The organism is Rhizobium sp. RU36D (assembly GCF_900176345.1).
GTDB lineage: Bacteria > Pseudomonadota > Alphaproteobacteria > Rhizobiales > Rhizobiaceae > Allorhizobium.
The window spans coordinates 1-18163 of sequence record NZ_FWXU01000005.1 but is presented as its reverse complement, the minus strand read 5'-3'; the positions used below and the strand labels follow the sequence as shown (position 1 = coordinate 18163).

12 protein-coding genes and 1 pseudogene are annotated in these 18163 nt (G+C 63.9%); 2 read left to right on the top strand and 11 right to left on the bottom strand.

From position 1 onward, the window contains the following. Window positions 1–126 precede the first annotated feature (126 nt). Entirely contained in the window at window positions 127–2946 is a 2820-nt protein-coding gene (locus B9A97_RS07785; protein ID WP_179145245.1) for a type 2 lanthipeptide synthetase LanM family protein, read from the top strand. Here the strand turns inward: B9A97_RS07785 and B9A97_RS07780 are convergent. Genes B9A97_RS07780 through B9A97_RS07770 form a run of 3 tightly spaced genes read right to left on the bottom strand, consistent with a single transcriptional unit; the run spans window position 2924 to window position 9266 of the window. Next, window positions 2924–5836 carry an NHLP bacteriocin export ABC transporter permease/ATPase subunit gene (locus B9A97_RS07780; RefSeq protein WP_084364487.1) on the bottom strand — a complete coding sequence of 971 codons (2913 nt, stop codon included), beginning with the start codon at window positions 5834–5836 and terminating at the stop codon, window positions 2924–2926. The genes B9A97_RS07785 and B9A97_RS07780 overlap by 23 nt on opposite strands. Further along, complete coding sequence (locus B9A97_RS07775; RefSeq protein ID WP_084364485.1) at window positions 5833–8016, bottom strand: NHLP family bacteriocin export ABC transporter peptidase/permease/ATPase subunit; 2184 nt, start codon at window positions 8014–8016, stop codon at window positions 5833–5835. The genes B9A97_RS07780 and B9A97_RS07775 overlap by 4 nt, the downstream gene beginning before the upstream one ends. Further along, on the bottom strand, window positions 8013–9266 hold the full coding sequence (locus tag B9A97_RS07770; RefSeq protein ID WP_084364483.1) for an NHLP bacteriocin system secretion protein: 1254 nt from the start codon (window positions 9264–9266) through the stop codon (window positions 8013–8015). Before B9A97_RS07770 ends, B9A97_RS07775 begins: the two co-directional genes overlap by 4 nt. Before the next feature lie 221 nt (window positions 9267–9487). On the opposite strand from B9A97_RS07770, the gene B9A97_RS07765 reads away from it, so the two are divergent. Next, window positions 9488–9781 (top strand): hypothetical protein, encoded by a 294-nt coding sequence (locus tag B9A97_RS07765; protein WP_084364481.1) that lies wholly within the window; start codon window positions 9488–9490, stop codon window positions 9779–9781. A 76-nt stretch (window positions 9782–9857) separates the two neighbouring features. On the opposite strand, the gene B9A97_RS07760 is transcribed toward B9A97_RS07765, so the two are convergent. The 8 genes and pseudogenes from B9A97_RS07760 to B9A97_RS29750 all read right to left on the bottom strand — a co-directional run. Then, a complete protein-coding gene (locus tag B9A97_RS07760; protein WP_084364479.1) occupies window positions 9858–11063 on the bottom strand; it encodes a pyridoxal phosphate-dependent aminotransferase in 1206 nt (401 codons plus the stop codon). Window positions 11064–11109: 46 nt separating this feature from the next. Next, window positions 11110–12519 (bottom strand): M20 family metallopeptidase, encoded by a 1410-nt coding sequence (locus B9A97_RS07755; RefSeq protein ID WP_084364477.1) that lies wholly within the window; start codon window positions 12517–12519, stop codon window positions 11110–11112. A gap of 29 nt (window positions 12520–12548) precedes the next feature. Beyond that, window positions 12549–13706, bottom strand: a complete 1158-nt coding sequence (argE, locus tag B9A97_RS07750; RefSeq protein ID WP_084364475.1) for an acetylornithine deacetylase — start codon at window positions 13704–13706, stop codon at window positions 12549–12551. A 50-nt stretch (window positions 13707–13756) separates the two neighbouring features. Next, window positions 13757–14770 (bottom strand): ABC transporter ATP-binding protein, encoded by a 1014-nt coding sequence (locus B9A97_RS07745; protein ID WP_084364473.1) that lies wholly within the window; start codon window positions 14768–14770, stop codon window positions 13757–13759. 12 nt (window positions 14771–14782) lie between these two features. Further along, the gene (locus tag B9A97_RS07740) at window positions 14783–15745 is read right to left on the bottom strand and encodes an ABC transporter ATP-binding protein (protein WP_210189691.1); all 963 of its coding nucleotides are present in this window, start codon (window positions 15743–15745) and stop codon (window positions 14783–14785) included. Window positions 15746–15765: 20 nt separating this feature from the next. Continuing rightward, window positions 15766–16689 (bottom strand): ABC transporter permease, encoded by a 924-nt coding sequence (locus B9A97_RS07735; RefSeq protein WP_084364472.1) that lies wholly within the window; start codon window positions 16687–16689, stop codon window positions 15766–15768. Window positions 16690–16694: 5 nt separating this feature from the next. Next, the gene (locus B9A97_RS07730; RefSeq protein ID WP_084364471.1) at window positions 16695–17672 is read right to left on the bottom strand and encodes an ABC transporter permease; all 978 of its coding nucleotides are present in this window, start codon (window positions 17670–17672) and stop codon (window positions 16695–16697) included. A 102-nt stretch (window positions 17673–17774) separates the two neighbouring features. Continuing rightward, window positions 17775–18163: pseudogene (locus B9A97_RS29750) on the bottom strand (hypothetical protein); the annotation flags it as partial.

The window sequence follows — 18163 nt, the reverse complement described above, 5'->3', positions numbered from 1 at the left end:
ATGATCTCCCAGCCGGGATCAGCCGTGTCGAATGCGAAGAGACCAAACACGGCTATGGACTGAACATGCCGCGTCCCATATCCCTAGTCTCAAAACCGGCCGATCATCCAAACCCACCGAGGCGCCTTGCCCCTTCGCGAAGAAGACATTCCGTTTGGCGCGATCCTGCGATCCTGGCTCGACAGCCGAGAGCCTGCGTTGCCCTTCGGCACGGACGGACTGCTGTCCGAGACTGCTCGGTACGAGCTACAGCTTTGGCAACTGACCCGGTTTGCGGATGTGGCCGTAACGGTGCTCCTGCGGCTCTTCGAACCGTCTCGCGTTTTGCCGCCCTTGGCAAGGCTGACGCTGCAAACCCCAGCCTCGGCGCCGACATCAGCGCATGACCGGTTCATCGCCGATATCAATGCGCGCGGGCTGGAAGATGCGCTGAAACCCTGGCCCTTGCTGATCAATCTGCTCCGGCACATGGCCGATGACAGCCATGCCGCGATGTCAGACTTCCTTCGCCACCTGGATCAAGACCAGAAACGCCTTCGAAAAGCGATCCCAGGCTGGCACAGAGGCATCCCTAAGATCACCGGTGTCACATTCGGATTGTCGGATCCCCATGGCGGCGGACGCACGGTCGGGCAGGTTCGTTTCGCCGATGGGATCGTCCTTGCCTACAAGCCGCGGTCGCTTGCGGTCGATGCCGCCTTTTATGGCCTGGTGGAAGAGGTGAATGCGGAGGGTGGTGCGCCTCGCCAGCGGGTGCCGTGGATCATGGACTGCCGTGACCACGGCTGGATGGAATGGGTAACGCCCGAACCGATGCGCAGCAGGCGTGAAGCCGTGGCATTCTACCGCCGCTGCGGGGGGCTGCTGGCCCTGATACGGGCGGTGCGCGGCGGCGACATCCATCCCGACAATCTGATCGCCGCGGGGGCCTTTCCCGTAATCCTCGATCTGGAATGTCTGTTCCAGCCGGGTCCCGCTGATCTTGGCATGGCAGATCCGCTGCTGGACCCCATCCTGTTTCAAGCGGGCATAACCCCGGTCTTTTCGAGCTTTGACGGCGGCAAAAGCATGGTGCGCATTGCCGCCGCAGGGACGAGCGTGGTGGCTGAGCGCCCGCAACGCCGGATCGTTCATGCCGGCACCGACTGGATGCATGAAGCGGAGTGGCCGGTGCCGGCCTTCGATGGGCCAGGCCCGATGCTCGACGGTGAACGGCTTGATGTCAGGGACTTCTCGCAAGATTTTGCCTGGGGATATCGGCAAACGCTGGCCGTAGTGGCGCGGCGGCAGGCGGACTGGTGGGGCCGGGGACATCAGTTGGATCTGCTGTCCCGCACACAGATGCGGTTTCTCGCGGCGCCAACCAATCTCTACGCCCTGATCCTGGAGCACCTTCGCCAGCGCGGCATTCTGGCGGAACAGGCAGCGCTGGCCAGGACTGCGGATCGACTGGCGGCACGCCAGCCGCTGATGACGCCGGGCGCGACATGGAACACCGTGACCGAACGTGAAAAGCTGGCGATTGCCCGCTATGATGTGCCGGCCTTCCGCTACCAGCCCACACGTCGCGCTCTGCGCGATGCCTTTGCAGAACCCGCAGGCAGCCTGCCGGGCAGACCCATGATCGAAAAAGTCCGTGCGGATCTGGCAGGCCTGACGCCGGCGATGATCCGTGAGGAGACGCGGCTGCTCACCGCAAGCCTCGCGCGGCCAGGTGCGACAGCGCCGCGACCTGCCGCCATTTCGGCCAGAGATACGCTCGTGCGGCTGACCGATCGCATCGCGGAACTGGCTGTGCCCGCGGCTCACGGCGTGCAATGGGTGCGCATGTGGGAGCAGATGCCGGCTTTGGTCGCGCCGGCAGGGCCAAGCCTTGCCTATGGGGCGACGGGCATTGCGCTGGCCCTGGCATCCGCCGCGCGGACTTTGCAGGACGATTGCCTGGCGCTCCTGGCGCGGCAATCGCTGGCACCCTGGACGGGCAAACAGTTGCGGGATCCTGCCGTGCTTGCCGCACGCCTCGGCCCCGGCTGGAGCAGGGGCATCGGCGGCATGATTGCAGCGCTCGTCTGGTGCGCCGAGCGGCTGGAACTGCCCGGCCTGCTGGAGGATGCATCAAGACTGGCGCTCTCGGCCAAGCATGCGCTGCGTGTCGCCCCTGCCGTGCCCGACGTGATGGACGGAACCACGGGACTGCTGCTCGGGCTTTGCGTGCTTCATCGAAGCCGCCCCGATGCGGGCATCATGGCTGCCATGCATCATTGCGGCCAAGACATCCTGCGGCGCTCCACGCGGTCTGAAAAGGGGATCGAATGGCAGGATCGCGGACGGGCCGGTTTATCGGGCCTTTCTCATGGCGCAGGCGGGATCGCCGCCGCCCTCGCCCACCTCGCCGAGCACGATCAAAAAGACCAGTCATGGCGCGAGGCCGTCCGGCAGGCGCTGGCCTATGAAGACAGCCTGTTCGATCCGGAGCGCCGCAACTGGCGCACGCCCGGCAACAGCGTTACGCCCTTCAAAAGCACCTGGTGCCATGGCGCACCGGGCATTGCGCTCGCCCGGCAGTCGATCTGCGAGTTGTTGCCCGATCTGACAGAGGCTCAGACCATCCCGCTTGAAAACGCCATGGCGACCGCGAGGCAGCAGCCGATCGATGACGTCGATGACCTCTGCTGTGGCGAGGCGGGACGGCTCGATATCCTGCTCACCCTTTCGGCGCGGCGGGGCGATGCGGAACTGAAGTCGGAGGCCGAGGCGGCCCTGACCGCGAGGCTGCCGGATTGGGCGTCGGGCCGCTCAAGGCTGATGGCTGCACAGGCGGGCGCGCCTGACGACCCCAGCCTGCTGCGTGGGCTTGGTGGGCCGGCCCATGTCCTCATCCGGCACCTTGCGTCAGAGAACGCGGCTGACGTGCTCCTGCCCTTTATCCCTCCGCCGCTCCGGTAAGCTGCCGGCGGGCCAGCTGTGCAAACAGACCGTTGCGGCCCATCAATTCGGTGTAACTGCCTTCCTCCGCGACCATTCCATTGCGCAGCACGATGATACGGTCGGCCCGCTCGACCGTGCTCAGGCGATGCGCGATGACCAGACGGGTGGCGGCGATATGGTTGAGGCTGTCGGTCACGACGGCCTGCGTACGGTTATCGAGGGCACTCGTCGCCTCATCCAGCAGCAGGATGCGCGGCTGTCCGACGATAGCGCGCGCCATCAGCAGGCGCTGGATCTGGCCGCCGGAAAAGGCGGAGCCGCCATCCGTCACCTGTGTGCGCATGCCCATGGGCATGTGCAGGATGTCATCGGCAATTGCCGCCTGCCGCGCCGCCTCCCAGGCTGCATCCTCGCCCAGATGCAGGTTTGCCCCGAGAATGTTTTCCATGACCGTGCCCGGCATGAGCTTGCCGCTCTGCAACACCACGCCGCATTGCCGCCGCACAGCCTGGGGGTCGAGCCCGTTCAGGTCGACGCCATCATAGAGCACGAGGCCCGAGGTCGGCTGCTCGAAGCCCAGGAGCAAGCGGAAAAGCGTCGACTTGCCCGTTCCTGACGGGCCGACCAAGGCGACGAATTCTCCCGGCCGGACCTGAAGCGACAGGTCGTTGAAGATCAGCGGCTGGTCCGGGCCATACTGGAATTTCAGGCGCGATACCTCGATCGCTCCGGACAGAGGTCCTGGGTCGATCTTGACGCGTTCCGTCTCCGGCACCGTTTGCAGGATTGGCGCTGCATGTCGAGCAATCGGCGCGAGGGCTGCGATTTCAACGATTGCGGCTGCCAGCGCGGCCAAGCCACCCAGGGCGGCATTGAACGCCGAGAGAAAGGCCACCAGCAAGCCAAGCGACATGCCCTCCGCCAGCCCCCACTGCACGCAGACCAGAAGGATCCCGGCCGTGGCGAGCGAGGTATAGCCCGTGGAGAATGCCTGTTGGCGCACGGCGAGACTATCGGCCTGCAGCCAGGATTGCGTCGCATCGGCATAGAGCCGCGACCAGTGCAGGAAGACGCGATCCTCCGCCGCGGCCAACCTCAGCTTGGTGATGCCGCCGGCAAGCTCCAGGGAAAATCCCGTCATCTTGGCATCCTGCTGCACCATGGCTGCTTCCCGCCGCACCCGCAGCATGCCGAAGCCCAGGGTCGCGGCGGCCAGCACCAGCGTCAGGACGACGGCAATGAGGCCCAGTCGCCATGAATAGGTCAGCATAAGGCCGAAGGATATGAGCGCCACACCGCCCGTGACGACGGACCCGATCATCGTCGCCGTCAGGGCATTTTCCAGTCGTTCCACGGCCAGAACCCGCGTCCCAAGCTCGCCCGAGGTAAAGCGACGGAAGAAGCGCGGCGGCAGACGCAGCAACCGATCCATGACGGCCGCCTGCAGACGACTGCCGGCCAGCCCCTCCATGCGCAGGCTCGCAAACTGGGCCGTGATCCGCAGAACCAGGGTCAGCGCCGACACCAGCACCAGCGCCGCGGCCACTTCCCAGAGCTTGCCGAGGGCATTGTCCGGCAGCACCGAATTGAGCACATAGCTCATCGCAATAGGCACGGCGAGCGTCAGAACCCCAAGCAACAGGGTTGCCCCAATGAGCGTAGAGAGTTCCGGCAACCGGGCCTTCATCGCACCGGCAAGAACATCGCGAACAGGAAGCGGACGATCTTCGAGCGGGGGATAGAGCGCCAGCGCCAGGCCCTCCAACCCGCCTGCCTCGTCGGCACCCAGCCGTCGCTCGATGTTCTCAACCGGATCATAAAGGCGATAGGAGCCACCCACCCGCCACAGCGCGAGCGGACGATCGTCGCCCTTTCGGATCAGCAGGAATGGACCATGGTCGGCACGCCACCAGCCGGGTTCAAGCCGGAGCGAGCGGCTGCGAAGGCGGCTTGCCCGCAGGATATCATCAAGCGCAAAGGGCAGGGGTTCGTCGCCCTGCTTCAGCGGCATATCCAGGCGGAAACCGGTCAGGTCTCCCAGCCTGGCCAAGGCCTGGACAAGGGGCTGCTGCACGTCAAGCCGGTGATTGCTGGCACCGCGATGGTCGAAGATGCCGGAAAGCACATCCAGCGCCCGACCAGCCGCATGACGATTGCCTTCGGCGCGCGCCCTGAGCCGGTTCACCTCGTCGGCAGAGGCAAGGCGCAAGGCCATTGGCAAGGCATCGGCGGCCAGGGCGTGGAACCGCAGCAGCGCCGCCTGCATGCCGCCCGATCTCAGGAGGTCGGCCGTTGTCACCGTGCCGACACCAACATTCCTGGGAATCGCCAGCCATGTATCGCGCGTCAAGGGCAGGGCAGGACCGCCGGCATCCACGCTTTCGACATCGGCAAACAAGGCACCGTCGCCTTGCAAGGTGCACCACGCCACCCTCTGGCCAATGCTGATATAGCGGCCGTCGCCAGGCTCGGCGACTTCGCCGGGCATCAGCACCTCATCCGGTCGTGGACGGGGCACCATGGGTCGCGTGATGGCCGCGGAGAGCTGTTCCACCCACGCATCGATCGCCGCCGCGACGGTCTCGTTCGCCTGGGTGATGTCAGCCAGCTTCATGGCAACCAGCAACGTGCCCGGCGTTCCGGTGGCGAGGAACCCCATGTCCATCAGACCCGCGGAGGTATCAACGCCGAAAAGCAGGCCGCCGGGTCCGACGCTGAACAGGTGCTTGCGTGTGCCGGGCATGTCCTCGGCGTGGTTTTCGACGAGGAACAGCTCGATCGCACCCTGCTGCACAAGGTAGCAAGCATCGGGATCGTCAAGTCGCAAGGGTCGGTTGCCCGTCACCTCCAGCGGCTGAGTCATGGCGGCTCGTTCGCCGAGCCAGCCTGCTATCTCCACGGCAGTCATGATTCCACCAGCCGCCGATACGGCCCGTCATTCGCCATCAGGGCCTCGTGCAAGCCGCGCTCGACCACCTTGCCCTTGTCCATCACGACGATCTCGTCACAGTCGCGGATCGTGCTTAGCCGATGGGCGATGATCAGGCAGGTGCAGCCGCGCCGGCGAATATTGTCCATCAGCTCCTTCTCGACGACGGGGTCGAGCGCACTGGTCGCCTCATCGAGCACCAGGATGCTGGGCTCGGCGACCAGCGCCCGGGCGATTTCCAGGCGCTGCCGCTGTCCGCCGCTCCAATTGCGACCGCCTTCCTCTACTGCAGCGCCATATCCGCCGGAACGGGCGACGATGTCGTCGTGGATCGTCGCATCGCGGGCCGCCCTGACCACGCGCGATTCCGGCATGGTTTCATCCCACAGCGTGATGTTGTCGCGCACCGAGCCTTCGAACAACACAATGTCCTGGTCGACAAAGGCCACACTGTCGCGCAGAACGGTGCGGGAAATCCGCTTGATCGGCTGGCTGTCCAGCAGGATTTCTCCTTCCCAGGGGTCGAACAGGCCGCAGACGAGCCGTCCGATGGTGGACTTGCCACTGCCGGATGCCCCAACCAGCGCAACCCGGGCGCCGGGCGGCAGATCAAGATCGAACCCCTGGACCAGGGGCGGCTGGAGCGGATTGTAGCCGAAGGCAAGGCCGCGAACGGCAACCGCACCGGCGAGCTTTGAGACGCGACCGGTGGCACTTGCCTCGGCCAGCCCGGTATCGGCGCAGTTTTCAAACTCCCAGGCCATCGGCGCGGTCGCGACATCGTCGAACTGATCGAGTGTGCCGCGCGCCTGCTTGATGGCGGCCGCCTGTTCCACGAGCGTGTTCAGCGGTTGCGCAAAGGCGCCGATCAGCGCCTGGAATGCGGCCAGCATGCCCACGCTCATCTCTCCGCGCGCCACCAGCCAGGCCGACAGGATCAGCACAACCGCCTGATTGAACAGCATGAGGCTTTCCGGCAGGGCGCCGAGAATGGCTTGAATCCGCCCCAGCGCCTGGCGCTCCCGCACCATATTGGCGAGGTAGCCGGACCATTGCGAGAAAAAAGCTCCGTCGGCGCCGCTCGCCTTGAGCGACTCGATCATGCCGATGCCCTGCATTGTTCGGCCATAGAGCCGGATGCCGGTCATTGAGACCTTCCGCCCCGCCTCCTCCAGCCTCAGCCGAGACAGCGCGAAAATCAGCAGGGTGGCCGCGGTGCAGGCCACCGTCACCAAGGTCAGCAGCGGGCTGTAGGCCAGCATGACCAGGAGAAAGAACAGGCAGGATATCACCGACAGCACGATATCAGGCAGTTGCGCACCGGCATGAACGCCCAATTGCCGGGCAAGCTCGACGCGCCCTGCCAGCGCACCGGCATGGCGCTGCGTGAAAAACCGGGTCGGCAGCCGCACCATGCGCCAGACCATCTGAACGGCAGCGACAACGGCAATGCGGGCGCGCAGCCGCAGCAAGACCTCATCTTTCAGCCAGGACAAAGCCGCCTGGACACAGCCGGTCACCACGAGCACCGCCAGCAACACCGGCATCCAGTGCTGCTGGCCATCGATCAGGTAATGGTCGATGAAGATCTGCGTCGCAGCCGGCACCACGAGACCCGGCAGGATCAAGGCAAGGCCGGCCAGAAGAGCCAGCATCAAGGAGAGGCGCAGGCCGTCGAGCAAGCCCGTGAGGTCGCGCCACAAGCCCGGGCGCCTGCCTTCGCGCCGAAACTCCGGACCGGGCTTGCATGTCAGGAGCACGCCGGAGAAGACCGCGCTGAATTCCTCCCGACTGAGCGCCCGGCGGCCGGCCGCGGGATCGTTGAGCCAGAAGCGACCGCGCTCCCAGCCTTCCAGCACGACGAAATGGTTGAGGTTGATGAAGGCGATGGCGGGCATGGCGAAATCGCCCATGTGCTCCGGCTCGCAGCGGAAGCCCTTGGCCTCCAGCCCGTAGCGGCGCGCGGCGCGCACGATGTTGGAGGCGAGGCTGCCATCACGCGATACGCCGCAGGCTTCCCGCAATTCCGGCAAGGGCACCCAGCGACCATGCGCTGCCAGAACCATGGCAAGGGATGCCGCACCACACTCCACCGCATCCATCTGGAAAATGGTGGGCGTGCGCTTGCGGCGTGGCTTGGCTCCAACCTTTACCGTCATCCGTCCAGCCCAAGCCAGTGAAGCAACCGGTCGACCTGCGGAAAGACCAGGGCCAGTACGCGGACGCGACCGACGACGATCTGCGCGTCCACGGACGTCCCGCCTTCGACCGCCCTGGTGCGACCAAGATCGGTCGACCAGGCAAAGCCGGAGACCGTCTGCGGATCGGGGCGCAACCGCACCTGCACCTCGAAAGGCGGACCATTTGCCAGGAGCGTATCCACCAGCGCCGCATTCACCAGGCGCCGCAGCACGGCTTCCCGGGTTGCCGGTATCTCGGAGACGGACACCACCTCGGCGAGGATAAAACCTTCCCGCTCCATGCGCACGGTACTTGGCACGACCTGCACCGTCATACCCGGCGTGATCTTCTTGCCGTCTCCTGAGGAGACGTAGATCAGCGCCGAAAGGCCGTCACTGCCATCAGGCGCGATCCGCAGCAGGGAACTGCCGGCGGCCACCCGATCGCCCGTCTCGACCGCAAGCTCGACCACCCGGCCGGAGGTCGGCGCACGCACATCGCTGCGAACCGTGATCTCTGCTTCCACCTCGGCGATCTCCTGCGTGGTCGCCGCGATCTTGCTGTCCACCTCCATCAGCGCCTGCTCGAACCGGACACGGCGTTCATTGGCATCCAGACCGAGGGATTGCAGGTTGTCGCGCAGCGTCGCTATATCCCGGCGCACACCAGCGAGGTCCGCCTCGACCGATAGCACCCGGTCGCGACTGGTCACCCCGCGCTCCAACAACCGGCGCTGGCTGGCGACGCTCTCCTGCAGCGCCTGTTCCTGGGCGAAAAGGGTCGCCAGGCTCTGGTCGAGACCGGACCTGCGCTCCGTATCGGCGGCGAGCCGCAGTTCCTGCTCCTTTTGATTGAAGCCGATCAGCCGCTGGCGCTCGTTTTCGAGCATCTCGCGTCGTCCACGCAGGCTATCGCGCTTCACGTCCAGTGCCGGCTGGGCGAGGCGCACCAGCAGATCGCCGGCTGCCACCCGCTGCCCCAGGCGCGCCTCCACGCTCGCCACGGTTCCGGCATCCGGCGCTACGAGCTGGGTCAATCCGCCGCTTGTCTGGAGAATGCCTCGACCCGGCACCTTGATATTGGCCATGGAGACCACGGACCAGCCAAGTCCGACGACCAGGACCAGCAGGAGAACCGCCAATACAATCCAGCCTCCGGGACCGGCCACGCGAATCATGCGGTCCAGTTGCTCGGGACTGTTGTTGCGAAAGGTGATGTTGCCCGACACTGTCGAAGGCGCTCCTGCCAATATTGTGCATGTGCGGATCGCCGAGGCGACTCGAACAGCATCTTACTGAAGAATTGACGGGAATTGACTTCAAAGGAGTAAACAAGGCCGGCCAAGAAAGGGTGATTCACCCCCTGGTAGAGCCGAGGGTTGACACCTCCAGGGGCAGGAGGCAAGTTCCGCTACACCATTGAATTTGATGAAAAGCGGCGGAGAAGAACATGACAGATACGGCACTAGCGCGCCTGCAGAAAATGCTGGCTGATGATCCCGAGCTTTTGAACGGCGTTGCCGGCTCGGGCGATGTCAAGGAAGCCGCGGCCGCTCTTTCGCGTTACGCTTCAGCCAAGGGCATTCCCCTGACGGCCGAAGACATTGAAAAGGTCTTTGAGCCCCGCGCTGGAGACAACAGCGCCGTTGAAGCGCTTGATGATGCCGCGCTCGACCAGGTCGCAGGTGGCGGATCGCCGTATTGCATCTTGACCAAGGGTTGCTACTGCATTTTCACGAGGTAGCACCCAGAACACCCCGTTTCGAATGGCAACGCGCCGGCATATGTCGGCGCGTTGTTTTTTTTGTTTTGGCCTGGGCTCAGCCCAGCGCTTCGACCATGCGATCGACGGCCGTGCGGATTTGCCCTGGCTCGCGGAAGGTGCACATGCGCATGAAGCTTGCCGATGAGGCCCCGAACAGATGCCCCGGAGCCAGTCCGACACGGGACTTTTCGAGGATCGTCATGCAGGCCTCGCGCGCGTCAGGAACACCCTTCATCGAGAAGAAGGCGTACATGCCGCCGCGGGGTTTTTCGGGCAGGATCAGCGAGGGGATTTTGGAGAGGCCGGCATAGGCGACGTCGAGACCCTCACGCACGCGGTTTCGGATCTCTGCCACCAGTGGCTCGCCTTGCTCCAGAGCGGCGACGGCACCGGCCTGGATGATCGCGGCGGTGCCGCTGTTGATGTACTGGGTCATGGCGGCAATCTGGTCGGCAACGCTTGCGGGATGGGTCAGCCAGCCAATCCGCCAGCCGGTCATGGCCCAAGCCTTGGAGAAGCTGTTGATGGTGATGACGCGATCTTCCGCATCGGCAATCGGCAGCATGGATGGTGCCACGTCGCCCTCGAAATAGAGGCGCGCATAGACTTCGTCCGAGATGATCCAGATGCCGGTCCGGCGGCTGAAATCCAGGAGAGCCGCCATCTCTTCGCGGCTTGCGGTCCAGCCGGTCGGATTGGATGGTGTCGACAGGAAGATCGCGCGCGTGCGGGCATCGCAGGCGGCAAAAAGCTTGTCGAGGTCAAGGCGCCAATCCGTATCGAAATCCAGAGCCACGGCGCGCGGCTCGGCACCCAGCAGATGAATGGCATTGTGAATGTTCGGCCACTGCGGCGCCACATAGACGACATTGCTTCCCATGTCGGTGATCAGCGCCAGCGCAATGTACAGAGCCTGCATGCCACTCGGCGCAACCGTGGAGCGTGTCACATCGATGGTCTTGCCATAAAGCCGCGTCTGATACTCGCTGAGCGCCGTCTTCAGCCGTCCCGTCCCGCGCATGTCGGGAACATAAAAGGTCTGGCCGTCATCGATCGCCGCCTTCGCGGCCTCGCGAATGAAGGCAGGCGTCACGATGTCGCCTTCGCCGTACCACAGCGGAATGACGCCCTCCAGCCGGCTAGCCTTGACAGCGAGATCGGCGATGTTTTCGGTGCGCAGATCCTTTATCTGGTCGCGAATGCCGCTGAAGGCATTCAAGCCGGAATTCTGCTGCGCGATAAGCTTGTCAATGAATGACATGGTGCTCTCCCTGAGACGTGGCCGGGACGTATCCCAGCCCATTATTTTATTGAGATGACGTGGATCCCTCGGTCTCGCCGAGGTCGTGATAGAGGCCCGCCATGATGGCTAGTCCCTCGCGGACGATGCTGACGGGCAGATGCTCGTTGGCGGCATGCTGCAGGCAGCCCGGATAGGAATGGGGGATCCACACTGTCGGAAGCCCCAAGATATCCGAGAAAACATTGTTTGGCAGCGAAGCCCCGAGATTGGGCAGGATGGCCGGGGCCCGACCCACCGTCTTCTTAATCGAAGCAGCTACCCGCTTGACCCAGGGGTGGTCCGGGTCCAGGCGGCTTGCGGGAAAAATCGCATCCGATGGGTCGGTCACGACGACACGGTCATAGCCTGCTTCCTTCAGCACGCGGCGAACCGCGGGCACGACAGCCGTGTAATCGACCCCGACCGGGAAGCGCAGCTGCATGCGCGCCCGCGCCTTGGGCGGTATGGCATAGAGAGGCTGTGCAAGGTTGCCGCATTCCATCTCCATCACCTCGAAGGACGACCAGGCAAAGACTTTTTCCTCTGCCGTCAGACCAGGCTCGCTCCACCAGTCCTCGATGGCCGGATCGCCGTGAGCAGGCTCCATATGGCAATCAGCGAGCGCGGCACGGACATTGGCAGGAATAGTGCCGGGGGTCATTTCCGGAACCTTGATCACCCCCGTGCGGCTGACCAGTTCCGTGATCGCATGGCAAAGCTCGATGCCGGGATTGGCCAGAAGGCCGCCCCAGTTTCCGGAGTGCTGGAAGTCCTCGCGCGCCACGACTTCCATATGGAACGACATGCCGCCGCGGGCCCCGAGAAAGATGGTCGGCTGCTTCAGGGCGAGCCGCGGTCCATCGGAGGCGATCAGCACATCGGCCTTCAACAGGTCGCGATGGCGCTCGCAGACCGTGTCGAGGCCGGGAGAGCCTGACTCCTCGCCCATCTCGATCAGGTATTTCAGGTTGAACCCGAGTGAACCGCGTGTGTTCAACACGGCTTTGATCGCCGCCATGTTGATGGAGTGCTGGCCCTTGTTGTCTGCCGTGCCGCGGCCATACCAGTTGCCCTGGCGTTCCTTCATGGAGAATGGCGCAAGCCCGTCGCTCCACTTGCCGTCAAGCCCGGCGACGACATCGCCATGGCCATATTGCAGGATTGTCAGGAAGGATGGATCCTCGATACGCTCCGCCAGCAGGAAAGGACCGGGGGCCGTGTCGTCTTCGAGGATATGGATGGTGAAACCCATGCGTTCGAAATGCGGCCGCATCTCCTCGGAGAGATAGCGGGTCAGGTCCGGTTTGTGCTCGGGCAACCGGCTGGCGGACGCGATCGCCACGCGACGGCGCATCACCGCTTCAAAGGAACCGTCTTCGAGTTGGGCGAGGGCTGCGGCAATCGCGGCATCGCGTCCGGTGGTGGTCTCGGTCATCGTCTTGTCCGTTGGCTGGTCGTTATCTCTTATCGCTCGCAGCAGCTCTCGCCAAGACGATCGAGAAAGGCCACGCAGCGTTCCAGTTCGGAGATCTCGATGCCCTCATCGGGCTGGTGGGCATCGGCGATATCGCCCGGTCCGACCACGAAGGACGGCACGCCCGCCATCTGGAAGATCCCTGCTTCGGTGCCGTAGGACACATAGCGGGGGGACACCTGGCCCAGAAAATCCAGCATCTGCCCGGTCAGGGCCTCACTTTCCGGCTTCAATCCGGGAATGCGGGCCTGCACGTCCAAAGTGATGCCGCAATCCGGATCGACCGCTTTCATCGCCGGCTCCAGCACATCAGCCGCGTAGGCCTTGATGCGCTCCAGCACAGCATAATCGCTTTCGCCGGGGATGATGCGCATTTCCCAGAAGAATTCGCAGCTCTCGGCGACGATATTGCCATGCAACCCGCCCCTGATGACATTCACCTGGATCGTCGAATAGGGCGGATCAAGCCCTTCGAACTGCGGCCCGGCACGCATGTCTGCACGAATACGGTTGATCTCGCCGATTAGGTCGCCCGCCGTCATGACCGCATTGACATAGCGATCCGGCTGCGAGGAATGGCCCGGCTTTCCACGAATGCGCGCCCAGCCGATCAAGCCACCCTTATGGGCTGCGACCAGGTCCATGCCTGTGGGCTCACCGATGACTGCCAAACGCGGCGCGAGATTGCTCTTGCCGATCCATTCGGCCATGTCGCCGACACCGGTACAGCCGACTTCCTCGTCATAGGAAAAGGCAAGATGCACCGGCCGTTTCAGGGGGCGGCTGGCAATGCCGGGCAAGGCCGCGATGCAGCAGGCCAGGAAGCCCTTCATATCAGTGGCCCCGCGACCGATCACGCGCGAACCCTGCTGCCGCAGCGTGAACGGATCCGCGCTCCAGGCTTGGCCCTGGGTCGGCACCACGTCGGTATGGCCGCTGAAGACGATACCGCCAGGGGCGTCCGGACCGATCGACACGAGCAAGCTAGCCTTGTTGCCCTCGGCATTGGGGAACCGCCTGACACGCGCCCCAAACGGCGCCGTTACAGCCTCCAAATGGTCGAGCAGGGCGAGGTTGGACACGGAACTGACAGTCGGAAAGCCGACGATGTCAGCTAGGTGCTTGGTCACGTCTTGGGCGATGGACATGGCATTACCTTCTTAAGTTCTGTTGGACGGCAACCGGCAATTTCAGCAGCTTACTGCGCCGCCACCGCGAAATCGGCGGCGAAGTGGCATGCCGAGAGCCTTCCCGAAGCCGTTTCCCGCAAGGCCGGCCGCTCGCTGGAGCAGATCGGCGCTGCAAACGGACAGCGGGGATGGAAGTGGCATCCGGGCGGCGGATCAAGCGGAGAGGGCATCTCGCCCTTGATCGCAGCAAAGGCGCGTTTCCTCGGCTCCAGCGTCGGAATCTCCTTCAGCAGCGCCTGGGTATAGGGATGATGCGGCCCCGCAAACAGCGCCTCGGTATCCGCAAGTTCCACGATCCGGCCGAGATACATAACGGCGATGCGATCGCAGAAATTCTCGATCATGCCGAGATCATGGCTGACGAAAATATAGGTGAGGTCGAGATCACGCTTCAACTGCATGAACAGGTTGAGGATCTGCGCCTGGATGGAGACGTCGAGGGCGGCCGTGGATTCGTCGCAGACCAAGATGCGCGGCTTCACCGCCAGCGCCCGGGCGATGCCGATGCGGGCTCGCTGGCCGCCGGAGAACTGGTGGGGGTAGAAATCGCGGCTAGCGGGATCGAGGCCGACGCGCGCCATGAGGTCGCAGACGTAGGCCTCCAGTTCGGATGGCCGGACAATGTCATGGACCACGGCCGCTTCGCCGATGATATCCACCACCCGCTTGCGCGGGTTGAGCGACGCGGTGGCGTCTTGAAACACCATTTGCACGGAGAGGCTCGCCTTGCGGCGCTCAGCCTCCGACAGGGATGCGACATCCCGGCCATCAAGGACGATCCGTCCGTTGGACGGCGGCAGGATGCCGGAGATGACGCGGGCGAGGGTCGATTTCCCGCAACCGGATTCACCGACCAGGCCGATGATCTCGCCCGGCTTGATCTGCAGGTTGACGGCATCGACGGCCTTGACCACCTGTTCGGAATTCTTGCCGGTCAGCATGTCGGAGATGCGCTGGGCAAAATCCGGCGTGGAGCGGAACTGCCGGGATATGCCATCGAGCGTCAGGATGGGCTGGTCCATGGAAATCGGCTCCTATCGCGGATTGTGGCAGCGCAGAAGACGGCCCGACGCATCCGACACGACCGGTGGGAGCACGGTCGAACAGATGTCGCGGCGAGCCTCGCAACGCGGGTGGAACGAGCAACCCTTGGGCATGTTGGCCAGACTTGGCGTCGATCCGGAAATCTGGGCAAGCGGCTGGCCGCGCCGGTTGCGGCTTGGTACGGAGGCAATCAGGCCGGCGGTATAGTGATGGCGCGGCGTGGTCAGGATGTCGGATACCGTGCCGCCTTCGACGATCCGACCGGCATACATCACGGCGATGCGGTCAGCCAGGCCGGCGACGACGGAGAGGTCGTGCGTGATCCAGACCAGAGCCGTGCCATTCTCCGCTGCAAGCCGCTGCACCTCGCCCAGGATCTGCGCCTGGATCGTCACGTCAAGCGCCGTGGTCGGCTCGTCCGCGATCAGAACGGCGGGCCGATGCAGCAAGGCGATGGCGATGGCCACACGCTGGCGCATGCCGCCGGAAAACTGGTGCGGATAGGCTTCCAGCCGTGATTCCGGCGAGGGAATGCCGACTGCCTTCAGCGCCTCGATCGCCCGGGCGCGGGCTGCGGCCTGCGACACCCGCTCATGGGCCGTGACCGCTTCCATGATCTGGGTGTCGATGCGCAGAACCGGGTTCAAGGTGGAAATCGGGTCCTGGAAGATCATGGCGATGCGATTGCCGCGCAGACGGCGCATGTCCCGCTCCCCGAGATCCGTGATGTCCTGTCCTGCAAGGACGACGCGACCAGCGGATATATGGCCCGGCCGTTCGATCAGGCCCATGACGGCAAGCCCGGTCACGGATTTGCCCGATCCCGATTCGCCCACGACGCCCAAAACTTCGCCGGGGTTGACATAGAAGCTGACATCATTGACCGCGGTGACGTCTCCCCGTCGCGTTGCAAAGTCGACCGAGAGATTGTCTACCGACAGGGCCGGCGTCACTGTGGATGCTTGGACTGCCATCATTGGGTGAACCTCGGATTGAGCACGACACGCAGGCGGTCACCCACAAGGTTGATCGCAACCACGATGAGGACGAGCGCCACGCCGGGATAGGTGGAGACCCAGTAATTGCCCGAGAGCAGGAAGTCGTAGCCGCTGGCGATCAGCATGCCGAGCGAAGGCTGGGTGACCGGCACACCGACGCCCAGGAAGGAAAGGGTGGATTCCAGCGTGATGGCATGGGCGATCTGCACCGTCGAGACCACGATCAGCGGCGGAATGCAATTCGGCAGCATGTGCCGGATCAGGATGCGGTGCCGGGGAAGCTCAAGACAGCGCGCCGCGGCGATGTAGTCCTTGCTCTTCTCTACAAGAGCCGATCCGCGCACCGTGCGGGCATAGTAGGCCCATTGCACGAAGACCAGAGACAGGATGACCTTGTCCAACCCGCGGCCGAAGACAGTCAACAGCACCAGGGCAATCAGGATCGAGGGGAAGGAGAGCTGCAGGTCGACGATGCGCATGACCAGCGCATCGAACCGCCCACCGATATAGGCCGAAAGCACGCCGATAAAGGCGCCGATGAAGCTTGCGATCAGCACCGAAGCGATGCCGACGCCGAGCGATACCCGCATTCCATACATGATGGCCGAGAGCATGTCGCGGCCCTGGTCATCGGTGCCGAGCCAGGCAGTTACACCACTGCCCAGTTGCGAGCCGGGGGGCAGCATGTTGTCCATGATGTCCAACTGCATCAGGTCATAGGGATTCTGCGGCGCAATCCAGCCGGCGAGGACGGCCGTCAGGATCAGGATGAACAGGATGATCAGCCCGACAGCCGCCTCCGGATTGGCGATCAGGTCTCCCATTTGCCGAAGCAGAAGACGCTCGCCCTTGGGAGGGGCTTTGGACGGTGCGGTGTCCTTGACAGCAAAATCGCTCATCGGGGCTACTCGCTTGTGCCGCCGAGCCTGACGCGCGGATCGAGCGCGACATAGAGCAGGTCGACGATGAAGTTAATGACGACGAAGATCACGGTCGTGACCATGAGATACGCGACGATGACGGGCCGATCGAGCCGGTTGATGGATTCGATCAGCAGCTTGCCCATGCCGGGATAGGCAAACACCGTCTCGATCACGACGGTGAAGGCGATCATCGCACCGAACTCCATGCCGAGAATGGTGACCACCGGGATCATCATGTTTTTCAGCAGGTGCAACCGGATGATCCGAAACCGGCCTATGCCTTTGGCGCGGGCGAAGCGGATATATTCCTGCGTCATGATCTCCCGCGTGCCCGCTTCACAGAGGCGGACCACAAGGGAGGCCTTGTAGAGCGCGAGCGTCAGCGCTGGCAGGATCAGGTGACGCCAGCCCTCCCAGGTCAGGATGGACAGTTGCATGCCGAGCACTTCCGTCGTCGGGCCGCGGCCACCGGCCGGCAGCACACCGAGATAGACGGCGAAGAACAGGATGAGCATCAGCCCGATCCAAAAATTCGGCAGCGAGAATCCAAAGATGGAGGTCGACATGATAGCCCGCCCCGCGATCGACCGCGGCCACAGGCCGGCGACGACGCCAAGCGGCACGCCGATCGCCACCGAAAAGCTCAAGGCCAACACCGCGAGTTCGATCGTGGCCGGCAGGCGCTCGGCAATGACCGCAAGCGCCGACTTGCCGTAGACGAAGGACGATCCAAGATCGCCCTGCACCATGTTGGTGATGAAGGCCGCGAACTGCACCGGCAGCGGCTGGTCGAGGCCGAAGCGCGCCGCAAGCGCTGCCCGTTCCGCCTGGTCGGCATCGGGACTTGCCAGCATATCCACCGGATTGCCAAGGGCGAAAACGGCGAGGAAAACTAGCACGGCCATGGTGAATAGCACCAGGACCGACTGCCCCAGCCGGCGTATGAGATAGGCTATCATCGGACGATCCAACCAAGCATCCGCCCAGACCCTAAGGCAACAGACGGGAAGATTATCGAGAAAAGGCGGCGCCGAACACGTCGGCACCGCCCCTTTGTCGCATCAGTTTGCCGGCTTGAAGGTGAAGGCCGAGGTCCGCTCATCCATGCGCGGAAGGATCTCTATGCCCTTCTTGGCAGCCCAGGTCATGCCCTGGAAATAGAGCGGCACGATCGCCATGTCGTCCACCACGGTGTGGACGGCAGCCTTCAACATCTCGTTGCGCTTGGCGTCGTCCATCTCCGCCGTCAGGGCAACGAGCTGTTCGTTGAGCGCGGGGTTGCAGTAGTTGCTCCAGTTCACGACACCCCAGCCGCGTTCCTTGTCCGGGCAGGCGACCATCATGCGGATGCCGGAGGAGGCTTCCGCGGTCTGCACGCCCCAGCCCATCATCACGGCAGAGAACTCGCCCTTGTTGCCCTTGGTGTTAATGGCGGAGAACGGAACGGCGT

Bases quoted from the DNA above. Each gene is read 5' to 3' on its own strand.
- B9A97_RS07780 (WP_084364487.1), bottom strand. From the start codon at position 5,836: ATGACTGCCGTGGAGATAGCAGGCTGGCTCGGCGAACGAGCCGCCATG.
- B9A97_RS07775 (WP_084364485.1), bottom strand. From the start codon at position 8,016: ATGACGGTAAAGGTTGGAGCCAAGCCACGCCGCAAGCGCACGCCCACC.
- B9A97_RS07765 (WP_084364481.1), top strand. From the start codon at position 9,488: ATGACAGATACGGCACTAGCGCGCCTGCAGAAAATGCTGGCTGATGAT.
- B9A97_RS07760 (WP_084364479.1), bottom strand. From the start codon at position 11,063: ATGTCATTCATTGACAAGCTTATCGCGCAGCAGAATTCCGGCTTGAAT.
- B9A97_RS07755 (WP_084364477.1), bottom strand. From the start codon at position 12,519: ATGACCGAGACCACCACCGGACGCGATGCCGCGATTGCCGCAGCCCTC.
- argE (WP_084364475.1), bottom strand. From the start codon at position 13,706: ATGTCCATCGCCCAAGACGTGACCAAGCACCTAGCTGACATCGTCGGC.
- B9A97_RS07745 (WP_084364473.1), bottom strand. From the start codon at position 14,770: ATGGACCAGCCCATCCTGACGCTCGATGGCATATCCCGGCAGTTCCGC.
- B9A97_RS07735 (WP_084364472.1), bottom strand. From the start codon at position 16,689: ATGAGCGATTTTGCTGTCAAGGACACCGCACCGTCCAAAGCCCCTCCC.
- B9A97_RS07730 (WP_084364471.1), bottom strand. From the start codon at position 17,672: ATGATAGCCTATCTCATACGCCGGCTGGGGCAGTCGGTCCTGGTGCTA.